Annotated in this window: 12 protein-coding genes; 5 read left to right on the forward strand and 7 right to left on the reverse strand. The window is 70.8% G+C overall.

Translation table 11 applies throughout. From position 1 onward, the window contains the following. Window positions 1-392 precede the first annotated feature (392 nt). Complete coding sequence (locus ACFVX4_RS36105) at window positions 393-842, forward strand: PTS glucose transporter subunit IIA (RefSeq protein WP_389985985.1); 450 nt, start codon at window positions 393-395, stop codon at window positions 840-842. Between the two features lie 76 nt (window positions 843-918). Then, on the forward strand, window positions 919-2589 hold the full coding sequence (gene ptsP / locus ACFVX4_RS36110) for a phosphoenolpyruvate--protein phosphotransferase (RefSeq protein ID WP_389985988.1): 1671 nt from the start codon (window positions 919-921) through the stop codon (window positions 2587-2589). A 66-nt stretch (window positions 2590-2655) separates the two neighbouring features. On the opposite strand, the gene ACFVX4_RS36115 is transcribed toward ptsP, so the two are convergent. Together ACFVX4_RS36115 and ACFVX4_RS36120 are read right to left on the reverse strand one after the other, a co-directional pair. Beyond that, on the reverse strand, window positions 2656-3600 hold the full coding sequence (locus ACFVX4_RS36115; RefSeq protein ID WP_389985991.1) for a hypothetical protein: 945 nt from the start codon (window positions 3598-3600) through the stop codon (window positions 2656-2658). 67 nt (window positions 3601-3667) lie between these two features. Next, complete coding sequence (locus ACFVX4_RS36120) at window positions 3668-5644, reverse strand: acetoacetate--CoA ligase (RefSeq protein WP_389985994.1); 1977 nt, start codon at window positions 5642-5644, stop codon at window positions 3668-3670. Window positions 5645-5877: 233 nt separating this feature from the next. Here ACFVX4_RS36120 and ACFVX4_RS36125 point away from each other — a divergent pair, with 233 nt between their 5' ends. Further along, on the forward strand, window positions 5878-8229 hold the full coding sequence (locus ACFVX4_RS36125; protein ID WP_389985997.1) for a glycoside hydrolase family 31 protein: 2352 nt from the start codon (window positions 5878-5880) through the stop codon (window positions 8227-8229). A 67-nt stretch (window positions 8230-8296) separates the two neighbouring features. Here ACFVX4_RS36125 and ACFVX4_RS36130 read toward each other — a convergent pair whose 3' ends face one another. Further along, window positions 8297-8830, reverse strand: coding sequence for an NUDIX domain-containing protein (locus ACFVX4_RS36130; RefSeq protein WP_389986000.1), 534 nt, complete (start codon window positions 8828-8830; stop codon window positions 8297-8299). Window positions 8831-8887: 57 nt separating this feature from the next. Between ACFVX4_RS36130 and ACFVX4_RS36135 the strand changes: the two genes are divergently transcribed. Together ACFVX4_RS36135 and ACFVX4_RS36140 are read left to right on the forward strand one after the other, a co-directional pair. After that, a complete protein-coding gene (locus ACFVX4_RS36135) occupies window positions 8888-9694 on the forward strand; it encodes a M15 family metallopeptidase (protein ID WP_389986003.1) in 807 nt (268 codons plus the stop codon). Between the two features lie 119 nt (window positions 9695-9813). Beyond that, a complete protein-coding gene (locus ACFVX4_RS36140) occupies window positions 9814-10188 on the forward strand; it encodes a DUF962 domain-containing protein (RefSeq protein WP_266422376.1) in 375 nt (124 codons plus the stop codon). Between the two features lie 91 nt (window positions 10189-10279). On the opposite strand, the gene ACFVX4_RS36145 is transcribed toward ACFVX4_RS36140, so the two are convergent. Genes ACFVX4_RS36145 through ACFVX4_RS36160 form a run of 4 tightly spaced genes read right to left on the reverse strand, consistent with a single transcriptional unit; the run spans window position 10280 to window position 14594 of the window. After that, window positions 10280-10885, reverse strand: a complete 606-nt coding sequence (locus ACFVX4_RS36145) for an ATP/GTP-binding protein (protein ID WP_389986006.1) — start codon at window positions 10883-10885, stop codon at window positions 10280-10282. Next, a complete protein-coding gene (locus ACFVX4_RS36150; RefSeq protein WP_266422372.1) occupies window positions 10866-11288 on the reverse strand; it encodes a DUF742 domain-containing protein in 423 nt (140 codons plus the stop codon). The genes ACFVX4_RS36145 and ACFVX4_RS36150 overlap by 20 nt, the downstream gene beginning before the upstream one ends. A gap of 7 nt (window positions 11289-11295) precedes the next feature. Further along, window positions 11296-11739, reverse strand: a complete 444-nt coding sequence (locus tag ACFVX4_RS36155; protein WP_266422369.1) for a roadblock/LC7 domain-containing protein — start codon at window positions 11737-11739, stop codon at window positions 11296-11298. Further along, on the reverse strand, window positions 11736-14594 hold the full coding sequence (locus ACFVX4_RS36160; RefSeq protein WP_389986010.1) for a nitrate- and nitrite sensing domain-containing protein: 2859 nt from the start codon (window positions 14592-14594) through the stop codon (window positions 11736-11738). The genes ACFVX4_RS36155 and ACFVX4_RS36160 overlap by 4 nt, the downstream gene beginning before the upstream one ends. Window positions 14595-14757: the final 163 nt, after the last annotated feature.

Here is a 14757-nt window from a genome sequence, read left to right on the forward strand (position 1 = left end):
CAGACTCTTTCGTGTCCGATTCCCGGTCGAAGCGGGTTGCGCTTTCCAGTTCTTCGCTTTCGCGCTTCCCTTTCCGGCGAGTCCGACTCTATCAGTCCTTTTCGCTTTCCCTGACCAGTCCCTGCAGGCATGCAGGTGCCAAGTCCGGGTTAGAGTCAGGGCTTAAAAGTCGCTGCCGACCCCCGACTCAAAGTCGCGTTGGGGCCAGGCAGGAGTACGACAGTACAGCCCACCGGGAGTCGAGGCAAATCGTTTCCGGTGCGCCTCTAAGGCCGCGAACTGCCAAGACTCCTGCGGAACCGGGACTTCTTATGACTTACGCTGCTGAACAGCACGCCGTCGCCCGCAGGCTGTGACGGCGCCAATCAAGCTCCACCCCTGGGAGGCTCCCTATGACCACTGTGACGTCCCCTCTTGCCGGACGTGCCATCGGGCTCGCTGCGGTACCGGACCCGGTCTTCTCCGGCGCGATGGTGGGTCCCGGAACCGCCATCGATCCCGTGCGCGAACCGTCCGAGGCCGTGTCGCCGGTCGACGGCATCATCGTCTCCCTGCACCCGCACGCGTTCGTCGTGGTGGACGAGCACGGGCACGGAGTGCTCACGCACCTCGGCATCGACACCGTTCAGCTCAATGGCGAGGGTTTCGAGCTGCTCGTGAACAAGGGGGACACGGTCACGCGCGGTCAGGGCATCGTGCGCTGGAACCCCGCGGGCGTCGAGGCGGCCGGCAAGTCGCCCGTGTGCCCGGTCGTGGCGCTGGAAGCCACCGCCGAATCCCTCTCCGACGTCCGCGAGGACGGCGACGTGAAGGTCGGCGACACCTTGTTCGGTTGGCAGTGACGGGCTCGGCACGATGACAGCCGACTGGATATCCACCGCGGGGGCGCGGACCGCCGCACGACCGGAGACGGGTGAAATGGAGACAACGCTGCGAGGCGTCGGTGTGAGCCATGGAGTGGCGATCGGCGAGGTGCGTCATATGGGTACGGCGGTGCTCGAACCGCCGGCCAAGCAGATTCCCGCCGAGGAGGCCGAGCGCGAACAGGGGCGCGCTCGCCAGGCCGTGGAGGCCGTGGCTGCCGATCTGATCGCGCGCGGCAATCTGGCCGGTGGCGAGGCTCAGCACGTGCTCGAGGCCCAGGCCATGATGGCGCAGGACCCCGAGCTGATGGCGGACGTGGACCGGCGCATCGCCGTCGGCAGCACCGCCGAGCGCGGCGTCTACGACGCGTTCGCCTCCTACCGGGCGCTGCTCGCCAACGCCGGGGAGTACCTGGCGGGGCGCGTTGCCGACCTCGATGACGTGCGCAACCGGATCGTGGCCCGGCTGCTCGGTGTGCCGATGCCCGGTGTGCCGGACAGCGACGAGCCCTATGTGCTGATCGCGCGGGACCTGGCGCCTGCGGACACGGCGCTGCTCGACCCGGCTCTGGTGCTCGGCTTCGTGACCGAGGAGGGCGGCCCGACCAGCCACAGTGCGATTCTCGCCCGAGCGCTCGGGGTGCCCGCCGTGGTGGCGCTCCCCGGTGCCGGGGAGCTCGCCGAGGGCACAGTCATCGCCGTGGACGGCAGTACCGGTGAGATCTTCGTCGAGCCGAGCGCCGAGAAGCGTGCGGAGATGGAGAGTGCCGCTGCGGCGCGCAAGGCCGCGTTGTCGGCTTCGTCCGGTCCGGGTGCGACCTCCGACGGTCACAAGGTCCCGCTGCTGGCCAACGTCGGCGGGCCCGGCGATGTACCGGCGGCGGTCGAGGCCGGCGCAGAGGGCGTGGGGCTGTTCCGTACCGAGTTCCTGTTCCTGGACGACAGCAAGCAGGCGCCGTCCGAGGAGAAGCAGGTCGCGGCGTACCGGGCGGTGCTGGAGGCGTTCCCCGAGGGGCGTGTCGTCGTACGGGTGCTGGATGCCGGGGCCGACAAGCCGCTGGACTTCCTGACTCCGGCCGACGAGCCGAACCCGGCGCTGGGTGTGCGCGGACTGCGGAGTCTGCTGGATCACCCGGACGTGCTGCGTACCCAGCTGACCGCGCTGTCGAAGGCGGCCCAGGGGCTGCCTGTCCACCTTGAGGTCATGGCGCCGATGGTGGCGGACCGTGCGGATGCCAAGGCCTTCGCCGACGCCTGCCGTGAGGCCGGTCTGCAGGCGAAGTTCGGTGCGATGGTGGAGATTCCGTCCGCCGCGCTGCGGGCGCGTTCGATCCTGCGGGAGGTGGAGTTCCTTTCGCTGGGCACCAATGACCTGGCGCAGTACACCTTCGCCGCCGACCGTCAGGTCGGAGCGGTCTCGCGGTTGCAGGATCCGTGGCAGCCCGCGCTGCTCGATCTGGTGGCGCTGTCGGCGGAGGCGGCCGCGGCCGAGGGCAAGAGCTGTGGTGTCTGTGGTGAGGCCGCCTCCGATCCGCTGCTGGCCTGTGTCCTGACGGGGCTGGGTGTGACGTCGCTGTCGATGGGTGCCGCGTCCATTCCTTATGTCCGCGCCACGCTGGCGAAGTACACGCTCGCGCAGTGCGAGCGCGCCGCTTCCGCCGCTCGTGCGGCGGACTCCGCCGAGGAGGCCCGGGTCGCGGCTCAGATGGTGCTGTCGGGCGAGTAGGTCGCGCGGCGTTCTGTGGTGAAGGGGGTTCCCTGCCGATGATGGCGGGGAACCCCCTTCGGCCTGTCAGTGGTGCGATTCCGGTTCGTCCGCGCCGAGGTCGAAGCCGGCGCAGTACTCCACGTACGACTCCGGGGCCACCGGCTCGCCGGTGTCGGCGTCGGTGCAGTAGGCGTTGAAGACCTCACCGGCGCTGAGCGGGAGCAGATTGCCGCGGGTCAGCCGCCAGCCGTGCACCCGGTCCTGGGCGCCGGAACTGCTCGTACGGAGCACGACTCCCCCGGACCTTTCCAGGGCGATGGCCACGGCGAGCACCGTGACGAACTCTGCCCCTTCCCCGGATTCGAGTCGGGCGGGCCCCGTGGTGTCGCGCTCGGTGTGCAGGACGGCGAGCAGGTGCTCGTTGTCGGTGGGGGTGCTGCAGACCAGGTGGTGGGTGCCGGGGCCTGCCGTCTCCAGGATGCGGAGCAGGAGGTGCGAGGCCCGGTCGAAGGCGGCGTGGCCGATGTCCTGGCCGCACTCCGCGCATTCGCCGACGCCGGCCAGGAGCATCGTGGCGTACTCCCAGGTGGCCCGGCGGACGGCCCGGCTGACCAGGAGCGGGATCAGGGTGTCGATGGGTTGTCCGGTGTACGCGACGGTGGCGCCGGCCGATGCGACTTCGGCGGTGAAGCGGCTGCGGCTGGCCGGGTCGTCGGGGACGAGTCCCGATTCTGTGCAGAACTCCGCGTACTCCTCGGGGTCGAAGAGAGCGACCGTGGCGTGCATGCCCTGTGCGGAGAGGGTCTTCAGCAGGCCTTCGACCTGCTGGAGATAGACGGTGTGGTCGTCGAAGGCGAAGGTGCGGTAGCGCCGCATCGCCGCGAAGTCCTGCTCGTCGGCCAGGAGACCGATGGTGCTGGGTGCTTCGCGGCGCAGCGTGCGTCGCATGGATGCGCCGGACCGGCTGTACCCGGCCGTCCTGCCGTACTTGCCGTTCCCGCTGTTCCCGTTGTTCCTGATGTGCGCCATGACTCCCCCAGTGCGCCGTCGAACATTGCTCACTCAGAGTAATCAGGGGCACTGACAACGCGGACGGTCAGTGACGCTTGCGGGCGAGGTCCTCGTAGAAGTGGAGGAGTTCGAGATTGTCGATCGAGCCGGGGTTGACCGCCTTGGCCAGGGCAGTGCCCTGCAGGAGACGTTTGACCGGGACCTCGATGCGCTTGCCGGTGAGGGTGTGCGGGATGCCGGGGACTTCGATCACCTCGTCCGGGACATGACGCGGTGAGAGGTTCTCCCGGATGGTCCGCTTGATGCTGTCGCGCAGTTCGTCGTCGAGCCGGGCGCCTTCGGCGAGGTGGACGAAGAGCGGCATCCAGTAGCCGCCGTCGGGCTCTTCGAGGCCGATGACGAGGGATTCGCGGATTTCGGGGAGCCGCTCGACGGCCTCGTAGATGTCGGCGGAACCCATCCGTACACCCTGGCGGTTGAGGGTGGAGTCGGAGCGGCCGTGGATGATCACCGAGCCGTGTTCGGTGATCGTGATCCAGTCGCCGTGGCGCCAGACGCCGGGGTACATGTCGAAGTAACTGTCGTGGTAGCGACTGCCGTCGGGGTCGTTCCAGAAGCGGATGGGCATGGAGGGCATGGGCGCGGTCACGACGAGTTCGCCGACCTCGCCGATGAGTGGTCTGCCCGCGGGGTCCCAGGACCGGAGGTCCGTGCCGAGGCACGCGGCCTGGAGTTCGCCGATGTGTACGGGCAGGGTGGGGACCGCACCGGCGAAGCAGCTGCAGACGTCCGTGCCGCCGCTGACGGAGGCGATCCACAGTTCGTCGTCCACCTCGTCGTGGAGCCAGCGGAAGCCGTCGGGCGGGAGCGGGGATCCGGTGGTGGCGACGCACTGGACGCGGGAGAGGTCGAAGTCGCGGCCCGGGTGGACGCCGGCCTTGCGGCAGGCCATGACGTAGGCGGCCGAGGTGCCGAAGAGAGTGGCTCCGGTCTGTTCGGCGACGCGCCACTGGGCGCTGACGTCCGGGTAGCCGGGGCTTCCGTCGTACAGCACGAGGGTGGTTCCGGTGAGGAGGCCGGAGACGAGGAAGTTCCACATCATCCAGCCGGTGGAGGTGTACCAGAAGAAGCGGTCGTCGGGGCCGAGGTCGCAGTGCAGGCCGATCTGCTTGAAGTGCTCCAGCAGGATGCCGCCCTGGGACTGGACGATCGCCTTGGGGAGCCCGGTGGTGCCGGAGGAGTAGAGCACCCACAGCGGGTGGTCGAAGGGGACCTGCTCGAAGACGGGCTCGGTGTCCGCGGATGTGAGGGCGGACCATTCGAGGGCGCCCTCGGGGGCCTCGGTGCCCAGCAGCGGGATGTGGACGACGGCGCGCAGGGTGGGGAGTTCGCGGCGCAGCTCGGCGACCGTGTCGGCCCGGTGGTGTTCCTTGCCGCCGTAGCGGTAGCCGTCGACGGTGAAGAGGACGACGGGTTCGACCTGCTGGAAGCGGTCGAGGACGCTGCGGGCGCCGAAGTCCGGGGCGCAGGACGTCCAGACACCGCCCACGGCCGCGGTGGCGAGGAAGGCGACGACGGCCTGGGGGATGTTGGGGAGGTAGCCGCTGACGCGGTCGCCCGGTGCGACGCCGAGGGCGCGGAGTTCGGCGGCGAGCGAGCCGACCCGGCGGCGGAGTTCGGACCAGGAGACGGGGACCTGGGTGTGGGTCTCGTCGACGTGGAGCAGGGCGGGTGCGTCCGCGCGCAGGGGATCCTCGGCGGTACGCAGCGCGTGTTCGGCGTAGTTGAGGGTGGCGCCGGGGAACCACTGGGCGCCGGGCATGGTGCGGTCGGCGAGGACGGTCTCGTACGGGGTGGAGAACCGTACGTCGAACCAGTCGGCGACGGCCTGCCAGAAGGTGTCGAGCTCGTCCACGGACCACTGGTGCAGAGCCGCGTAGCCGCCCTCGGCCGGTGCCCCGTAGCGCTGGGACGCCCAGCTCTGGAAGCGGGTGACGGCGGCGGCCGCGATGCGGTCGGGGCCGGGCTGCCAGAGGGGGGCTTCGTTGGCTGCGGCGGTCATGGGGCGGCTCCCTGGCTGTACGGGTACGCGGGATGGGCGTGGGTCGCGCACACGTGCTGGGGTGTGCGCGTGAGGCGGCTTTTACGGACGATGCCATGTGATCGTCTTTCGCACCAGGGTTCCCCGCCCATGGTCGCGTGTCCGGACATGTGGTCCGGACACTGGTCCGGCCGCGGGTGAACGGAAGTTGAACGCAGCCCGCATCCGCCCCGTCGGATGGCAGGGTGAGCCGCATGGACGGTCGTGACCTGGTGCGCTCGGTGAAAATGGTCGGTTCGGTGCGGGGGCTGCGTGCGGTGCGCTCCTCCTGGCGGCGCCGGAGTACGGATGCGCGGGCGCTGCCGCCGCGTGGTGCGGAGCGGGCGCGGGTGCCCGGTCCCGTGGTGGGGGCGGAGCCGGAGCCGGGCGGGGGCGTGGTGCGGTTCGCCCGTTCGGAGTTGCGGGTGCGGGTGGCGGTGGGCGGTGCGGTGTTCTGGGGCTGGGACGGGGCGGAGCCGTTGCCGTCGTACGCGCTGCCCGGTGCGGCGCCGGAGCCGGATCCCCGGGCGGTGCTGGAGCCGGACAAGGACGGCGGCTGGCAGGTGGTCTCGGAGCGGCTGACCGTCGCGGTGTCGCGGCACGGGGCCGTGGAACTGCGTACTCCCGGCGGGGTGGTGCTCCGGCGCGAGCTGCCGCCGCGCTGGTGGGAGCCGGTGGCGGGTGGTGATGCCCGGTGGGTGCAGCGTTCCGAGGTGCCGGCGGATGCGCGATTCTTCGGGCTCGGAGGCCGGGCGTCAGGGCCGCGGCTGCGGGACGGTGTGTACGAGTTGTGGAACACCGATCCCGGTGGGCGTTTCGGGCCCGATGACGATCCGCTGTATCTGACGATGCCGGTGCAGCTCGTGGTCTGTGACGCGGGGACGCATCTGGTGTTCCACGACAACACCTGGGCGGGGCGGGTGACTCTGCGCGAGGGCGAGGAGGGTGCGGGCTCCGGCCATGACCGGCCGGGAATGTGCGAGGTGCGGATGGACGGAGGGCCGTTGCGCTGCTGGGTGGTGGCGGGTACGCCGGCCCGGGTGCTGCAGGGCTGGACGGCTCTCACGGGTGCCCCGGCGCTGCCGCCGTCCTGGGCGCTGGGTCCGCAGCACGCCCGGTGGGGGTTCGGGAGCGAGCGGGAGGTGCGGCGGATCGTCGCCGGCTACCGCGAGCGGGGGCTGCCCCTGTCCGTACTGCATCTGGACATCGACCACTACGACGCGCACCGGGTGTTCACCGTCGATCACGGGCGTTTTCCCGATCTGCCGGGCCTGGCGAAGGAGTTGCGGGAGGACGGCGTGCGGCTGGTGTCGATCGTCGATCCCGCGGTGAAGGCGGAGCCGGGGAACGCGGTGTTCGACGCGGGGACGGCGGTCGGAGTCGGCGGGGCGTTCGTCCGGGACGCGCGGGGGCGGGTGGTGCGCGGGGAGGTGTGGCCGGGTGAGTGCGTGTTTCCGGACTTCACCGATCCGCGGGTGCGGGAGTGGTGGGGCGGTCTGTACGAGGAGCGGCTGGCACAGGGGTTCTCCGGTGTGTGGCACGACATGAACGAGCCGGTGTCGTTCGCGGCGTTCGGGGATCCGACGCTGCCGCGGTCGGCGCGGCACTCCCTGGAGGGCCGCGGGGGTGATCACCGCGAGGCCCACAATGTGTACGCGCTCGCGATGGCGCGTGCCGGGTACGAGGGGCTGCGCCGGCTGCGGCCCCAGGAGCGTCCGTTCCTGTTCTCGCGTTCCGGCTGGGCGGGGATGCAGCGCTACGGGGGCACCTGGTCCGGTGATGTGGCGACCGGCTGGCCGGGGCTGCGGGCCTCGTTGGCGCTGGTGCTGGGGCTGGGGCTGTGCGGGGTGCCGTACTCGGGGCCCGATGTGGGCGGGTTCGACGGGTCGCCGTCGCCGGAGCTGTATCTGCGGTGGTTCCAGCTGGGTGCGTATCTGCCGTTGTTCCGTACCCATGCGGCGATCGACGCGGGGCGGCGCGAGCCGTGGGAATTCGGGCCGCAGGTCCTTGAGCACGCGCGGGCCGCGCTGGAGGAGCGGGAACGGCTGCACCCGTACTTCGTGACGCTGTCGCGGCTGGCCGGGCTGACCGGCGCCCCGTATGTGCGGCCGCTGTGGTGGCGTGCGCCCGGGGACCGGGCGTTGCGGGAGTGCGAGGACGCGTTCCTGCTGGGTGACGCTCTGCTGGTGGCTCCGGTGCTGGAGCCCGGCGCGGATCGCCGGGCGGTGCGGTTGCCGCGGGGACGTTGGTACGACACGGCGACCGGTGAGGTGTACGAGGGGCCGGGTCAGGTGTTGCTCGATGCGCCGTTGTCGCGGGTGCCGGTGCTGGCGCGGGCGGGTTCGGTGCTGCCGGTGCGGGGTGCGGACGGTGGGGTGGAGCTGGAGGTGTGGGCTCCGGCGGCGGGGCGCAGTGGGACCGGGCTGGTGGTCCGGGACGCGGGGGACGGCTGGGAGCGGGCGGAGGTCGAGCGGTACACGTCGCGGTGGGTGGACGGGCGGGTCCTGGTCGAACGGGAGGGTGAGGAGGGGCCGGTGGGGTACCCGGTACGGGTGCGGGGCCTGTAGGGCGGTTCGTGGTGTGCGGCGGGGCGCTCGGCGGTGGCCGATCAGTTCGTGGTGTGCGTCGGGCCGGTCAGCGGTAGCCGCCGTCGAACCAGGTGCGGACGGCGCGGGTGTGCAGGGGGAATGCGAGCGCGGTGGGTGCGCGGAGCAGTTGGAAACCGGAGGTCTCGTCGGTGGGACCGGAGGGCGGGAGGGCGGTTGCAGGGCGTTCCGGGAGGAGGCCGAAGAGCAGCAGGTGGCCGTCCGGAGCGCTGAGGGCGTCGGCGAGGCGGACCTCCCGTTCGTCGGCTCCGATGCCGGTCTCCTCGCCGAGTTCCCGTACGACCGCGTGTTTCCAGTCCTCGTCGTGGTCGATGTAGCCGCCGGGCAGGGCGAGGCCGCCGCGGTGGGGCGGGATGGTGCGGGTGATCACGACGAGGCCAGTGCCGTCCCGGTCGGTGACGGGGAGCAGGGCCACGGCGACCGGCAGCGGATTGCGATAGGCGGTGCTGCCGCAGGCGGTGCAGGTGCGCGGCCAGGTGACGGACACCGCGTAGGGCGCTCCGCAGCTGCCGCAGTGGGAGTCCTCGGCCGGCTTCTCGGGGTTGTTCTCGGGCACAGACACGCGCGGACTGTATCCGATCGTCCGGCGGACTCCCCCGTGCTGCCGGATTATGTGCTCATGACAGGTCTTGCTTCCGCTTTCCGTGTCCTGGTGGCCGCTGCCGCCACCCTGCTCGCCGTCACAGCCGCCGCCCCAGCGGCTCGGGCGAGGCCCGAGCCGAAGGCTCCCGAGGAGTTCGTCGCGCTGAGCTCGGTGGATCCGACAATCATCCAGGAGATGCGCTACCCCACCGCCCACAACTTCATGGGCGTCCCGGTGGACGGCTACCGCAGGCCGCTCTGCATCCTGACCCGGCCCGCGGCACGGGCACTGCACGACGCGCAGACCCGGCTGCTGCGCCGGGGCTACTCGTTGAAGGTGTACGACTGCTACCGGCCGCAGCGGGCGGTCGACCACTTCGTACAGTGGGCGGAGGATCTCGACGACGAGACCATGAAGGGCGAGTTCTACCCCCGGGTCGACAAGACGCGGCTGTTCGCGGACGGTTACATCGCGGAGAAGTCCGGGCACAGCCGCGGCAGCACGGTGGATCTGACGCTGGTGAAGCTGCCCGCCGCGCCGACCCCGCCGTACCGGCCCGGCAGTCCGCAGGTGCCCTGTTACGCACCCGCGGCCGAGCGGTTCCCGGACAACTCCGTGGACATGGGCACCGGATTCGACTGCTTCGACACGCTCTCCCACACCGACGATCCGCGCGTCCAGGGGGCGCAGCGCGCCAATCGGCAGTTCCTGAAGAAGACGCTCACGGACGCCGGTTTCGTGAATCTGGCCGAGGAATGGTGGCACTACACCTTCAAGCCCGAGCTGTTCCCGGACACCTACTTCGACTTCCCGGTGGCCCGGCGGTCCGTCGCGGGGCACTGACGCCGGTGCGTGGAAGCGGCCGACCGGGACCACCCCCGTGGGTTCCGGCCGCCCGCTTCTTCATTCTCGGACGCGGATCGGCCGTTTCCGGTTGCGGTCCGAGCCATTACGGTGCCCGTATGTCACAGCAGACGTTCGATTCCTACGAAGAGTTCTGGCCCTACTACGTGGCGATGCACTCGAAGGCCGCGACCCGCTGGGTCCATCTGACCGGCACACTGACCGGGCTCGCGGTCACCGCCTACGGCCTGGCACGGGGGCGCAAGAGGTACGCGGCCGCGTTGCCGCTGATCGGGTACGGGACCGCCTGGCCCGCGCACTTCCTGATCGAGAAGAACAATCCGGCCACTTTCGGGCATCCCGCCTGGTCGCTCCGGGGCGACGTGCAGATGATCCGGATGATGCTGGCGGGACGCGACCGGGAGCTGGCCGAGACCGCCGACAAGTGGCTCGCCGAGAACGGCCGCTGCCAGGAGACCTGCCAGGAGTCCTGACGGCCCGTCACGACGGGAGAAGGCTCCTTGTCCGGTGACGCGACGACGCACGGTCCGTACCCCGGTCGGCGGGGGTACGGGCCGTGCGGCCCTACGTCGTAGCGGGCTCGCGGACGCGGTCCACGCGGGCCGCCGCGTGCTCGACGACGGCCACCAGTACGTCCCGCACGGAGCCGCGGTCGCGTGCGTCGCACATGAGCACGGGCACCTCCGGGTCGAGGTCCAGTGCCGCCTGCACCGTCTCGGTGGGGAACTCGTCGGCTCCCTCGAAGCAGTTGACGGCGACGGTGAACGGAATCTTGCGGCGTTCGAAGTAGTCGACCGCCGCGAAGCAGTCCTCCAGCCGCCGGGTGTCCGCGAGCACGACGGCCCCCAGCGAGCCCTGGGCCAGTTCGTCCCACAGGAACCAGAATCGATCCTGTCCCGGGGTACCGAAGAGGTAGAGCACCAGGTCCTCGCGGAGGGTGATCCGGCCGAAGTCCATGGCCACGGTGGTGGTGGTCTTCGCCTCCACACCCGCAAGGTCGTCCACCGGGCGGCCCGCCTCGCTGAGTCTCTCCTCCGTACGCAGCGGCCTGATCTCACTGACCGCGCCGACCAGAGTCGTCTTGCCCACTCCGAAGCCGCCCGCCACCAGCATTTTCAGGGTAACGGGCTCCACGGGCCGCTTCTTGCGGCTAGAGCGCCCGAAGACCATTGATCACCTCGCGAAGAATGTTCACGTCCGGCAGCTCGGCCGGCGGAACGGGACGGGTTACGTGCACCAGCTCGTCCTCGACGAGGTCGCCGACCAGCACCCGGACCACCCCGACGGGGAGATCCAGGCCGGCCGCGAGCTCCGCGATCGACTGGGGCATGCCACTGCAGAGTTCGACGATCTCCACGTGTTCCGGGGAGAGCGTCTGGTCCCGGCCGGGGTCGTCGGCCTCGGGTTCGGGGACGACGACCGCGATCAGGTCGAGCCGATGGCGGGAGGCGCTACTGGTACGGCCCCGGGTCATCGCGTACGGACGGACCACCGGTCCCGCGTCGGCGTCGTACCAGCGCGAGGCCTGCGGGTCGGTGGGCGTTGCCGGAGATCTGGAGGACTCAGCGCTCACCGTTCACTCACCCCCCGGCGGACAGACCGGTCGTCCGGGGGGCGTTGGCCAGGTGGGCGCCGACGCGCTTGACCATCAGGGTCATCTCGTACGCCACCTGGCCGACGTCCGAGTCGGCGTCGGCCAGCACCGCGAGACAGCTGCCGTCACCGGCCGCCGTGACGAACAGGAACGCCTCGTCGAGTTCGACCACGGTCTGGCGGACCCGGCCCGCGTCGAAGTGCCGCCCGACGCCCTTGGCGAGACTGTGGAACCCGGAGGCGACGGCCGCCAGGTGTTCACTGTCCTCGCGGGTCAGGTCCTTCGACGTGCCGGTGGCGAGACCGTCGCTGGAGAGCACCAGCGCCTTGTGGATGCTGGAGACGCGTTCGACGAGTTCGTCGAGGAGCCAGTTGAGCTGGCCGGAGCCCTGGCGTGCGGCGTTGGTTGCTGCGACGTTCGGTGCGGTCATCGACCGTCCCCTCCCGGAGTGGTTCCTTGTGCTGTGTCACCGGGGCCGGTCACGTCCTCGGCGTTCTGCCGGCGGCCGCGCTGCCAGCCGCGCTGGAGCGAAGCCATGCGGCTGCGCACCTCCTCCGCATCACGCTCGAAGTCCCGATCCGGTTCCGTTCGGGCCGGCTCGGCATCGCGGACGCCCGATTCCTCGCGCAGTTGCGGAGCGAGACTGGCCTGCCGGATGCGGCGGGGCAGGCCGCCCACGGTCTCCCGGGCGCTCGGGGCTCCGGGGGACGTGGACTCCTCGGGTGTGGCGGGCTCGGTGGGCTTCCGGAAGCCGGTGGGCTGCCGGGGTTCGGCGGGCGCCTCGGGACGCGTTCCGCCGGCGTCGGGAGGCGTGCTGTCGGTGGGGGGCCCGCCCACGTCGGCGGGGCCCGGCGGGATGTCGTGCTCGGCGGTCGGGGGATGGGCGCGGCCCGCCTCGTCGACCCGGCGGCCGTTGTCGGTGATCAGGGTCGGCGGCTTGCGGCGGGGCAGCGGCACCGGGCCGCCGGGGCGCATCGGCCGTACGCCGGCCGTCGGCTCGGCCGCCTGATCGGTGGCCTGCTGGTGCTGTTCGCGGTCGGCGTCGCGCCGGAGGTCGCGGGCGCGGAAGATGCCGCCGCGTTCGCTCTCGGTGTCGTCGATGTCGGCGGAGCCGCCCAGCAGGGGGTCGAGCAGCGGATCGAGCACGGGGTCGCTCTCGAAGCCCAGCGGCCCGACAGGTCCTTCGAGCTCGACGGGCCCGTCGAGGAGGGCCGGGTCCACCAGGCCGGTCGGCACGGGTGCGAGGCCCGGGGACCTGCCGGTGGCCCGGCGGTCCGGTGGGCCGTCCCTGCGGTCCCGGTCGCTGCCGGAGGCTTCGCCGGCCGCCCTGCCGCTGCCGATCGCCCGCTCGGCCCGGCGGTCGAGGCGGAACCCAGTGCCGTGCGTGTCCGGGGCGTCGGTGAGCAGCGCCGCCGGGATGAAGACGACGGCGGTCGTGCCACCGTACGGAGAGGTCTGCAGCGATACGCGGACGTTCTGGCGCTGGGCGAGACGGCTGACGACGAACAGGCCGAGCCGGTCGGTGTCGGAGAGTTCGAACTCGGGAGTCTCGGCGAGTCTGAGGTTGGCGTCCAGGAGGACGTCGGGCGGCATGCCGAGGCCGCGGTCGTGGATTTCGAGCGTGAAGCCGTTGGCGACACGTTCGCCGTGCACCTGGACCGCGGTGTGCGGGGGCGAGAACACGGTCGCGTTCTCCAGAAGTTCGGCGATCAGGTGGGTGAGGTCGGCGACGGCGGGGCCGCCCACGCCGATACGGGCGAGCCGGCGGACCTCGATCCGCTCGTAGTCCTCGACCTCGGCGACCGCCGCCCGCACCACGTCCATCAGCTGGATCGGCTTGCGCCACTGGCGGGACGGGGCCGCGCCGGAGAGGATCACCAGGCCTTCGGCATGACGTCGCATGCGAGTGGTCAGGTGGTCGAGGCGGAAGAGGTCCGCGAGTTCGTCGGTGTTCTCGGTGCGGCGCTCCATCGTGTCCAGGAGCGTCAGCTGCCGGTGCAGCAGCACCTGGTTGCGGCGGGCGAGATTGACGAAGACCTCGGACACACCGCGTCGCATGTCCGCCTGTTTGACGGCCGCCTCGACGGCCGCCCGTTGCAGGGTGTTGAGGGCCTGGCCGACCTGGCCGATCTCGTCCCGTTCGTACTGGAGGTGCGGGGCTTCCGTCTCGACGTCGATCTGTTCCCCGGCGGCGAGCCGGCGCATCACGCTGGGCAGCCGTACACCGGAGACCTCGTGGGCGTCCTTGCGGAGCCGGGAGAGGTCCCGGATCAGCTCACGGCCGATGCGTACGGAGACGAACACCGAGGCGATCAGGGCGAGGAATCCGAGGACGCCCGCGATTCCGGCCTTGATCAGGACGCTGTAGCCGGCGGGCTTGCCGCGGTCCTGAAAACGGTTGTTCATCTCCGTGGAGTCGTTGGCCAGCCGGTCCAGGACCGGTGGGGCCGCCTCCTGCCAGCGCTCGGCGTCGACGGCGCGCGGGTCCTGAGTGGGACCGCCCTCGATGAGGGTCTTCTCCGCCGTCCGCAGCGGTTCGCTGTCCGGGCTCGCCCAGTACTGCTCCACGCGCTGGCGCTCCGACGCGGGCAGCACGTCGACGTTGATCTCGTAGAGCAGCTTGCGGTTGGCCACGAGGTCGGAGATCTGGCGCAGTTCGGAGGCGGTGAGCCGTCCGGCGATCAGCGACGAGGCGACCAGGGCGTCTTCGCGGGAGAGCATTTCGCGGGCTCGTGAGATGCCGGCCAGCGCGCGGACCTGCTTGTCCATCGACACGTTCTCCATCGTGCGGAGGCCGGTCAGGAAGCGGTAGCAGGGATCTATGAGCCGTCCGTAGAACTCCATCGCCTTGGAGCGGTCGATGGTGCGCCTGTCGACCGAGTCGCGGAGCGCGCCCAGGCCCTCGACCGTGCCGAGGATCGAATTCAGCTGTGTGTCGTCCTCGGAGCTGAGCGCGTCGCGGATGTCCTCCTGCCGGGCGCTGTCCTTGACGCCGGTCAGGACGCGATCGGTGGCCGCTCGTTGCCGTTGCAGGAGCGGGAGGGCGTCGGAGGCCCTGGGGTCGGCGAGGAAGACAAGGGTCTGGTGGCGCTCGTCCTGAATGGCGCGGACGGTGTCCTCCAGAGGATGACCGACCTTCTCCACGATCGTGCTCGCGCTCAACATGTGACGGGCCTCGCGCCCCGTCAGATAGGTGGCGAATCCCCAGAGCCCGGTGAGGGAGACGAGCGGCACCAGCAGCAGCGCCACGATCTTCCTGCGGATGGACTTTCCGCGAAAGCGCATGGACTCCCCCAGCTCGACCCCGCGGGGCGGGGGTCGTGTTTCGTCAACAAACGGCGCGAGCCTACTACTGACGGGGTAGCAACTCGAAGGGTTGTCCGGACGATTTTCGGCCGTGCTATCCGGTGTTGGTCACGGGTTGTCCTGGTATTCCGGGCAATGAAAT

It is taken from the genome of Streptomyces sp. NPDC058240 (assembly GCF_042882135.1).
GTDB lineage: Bacteria > Actinomycetota > Actinomycetes > Streptomycetales > Streptomycetaceae > Streptomyces.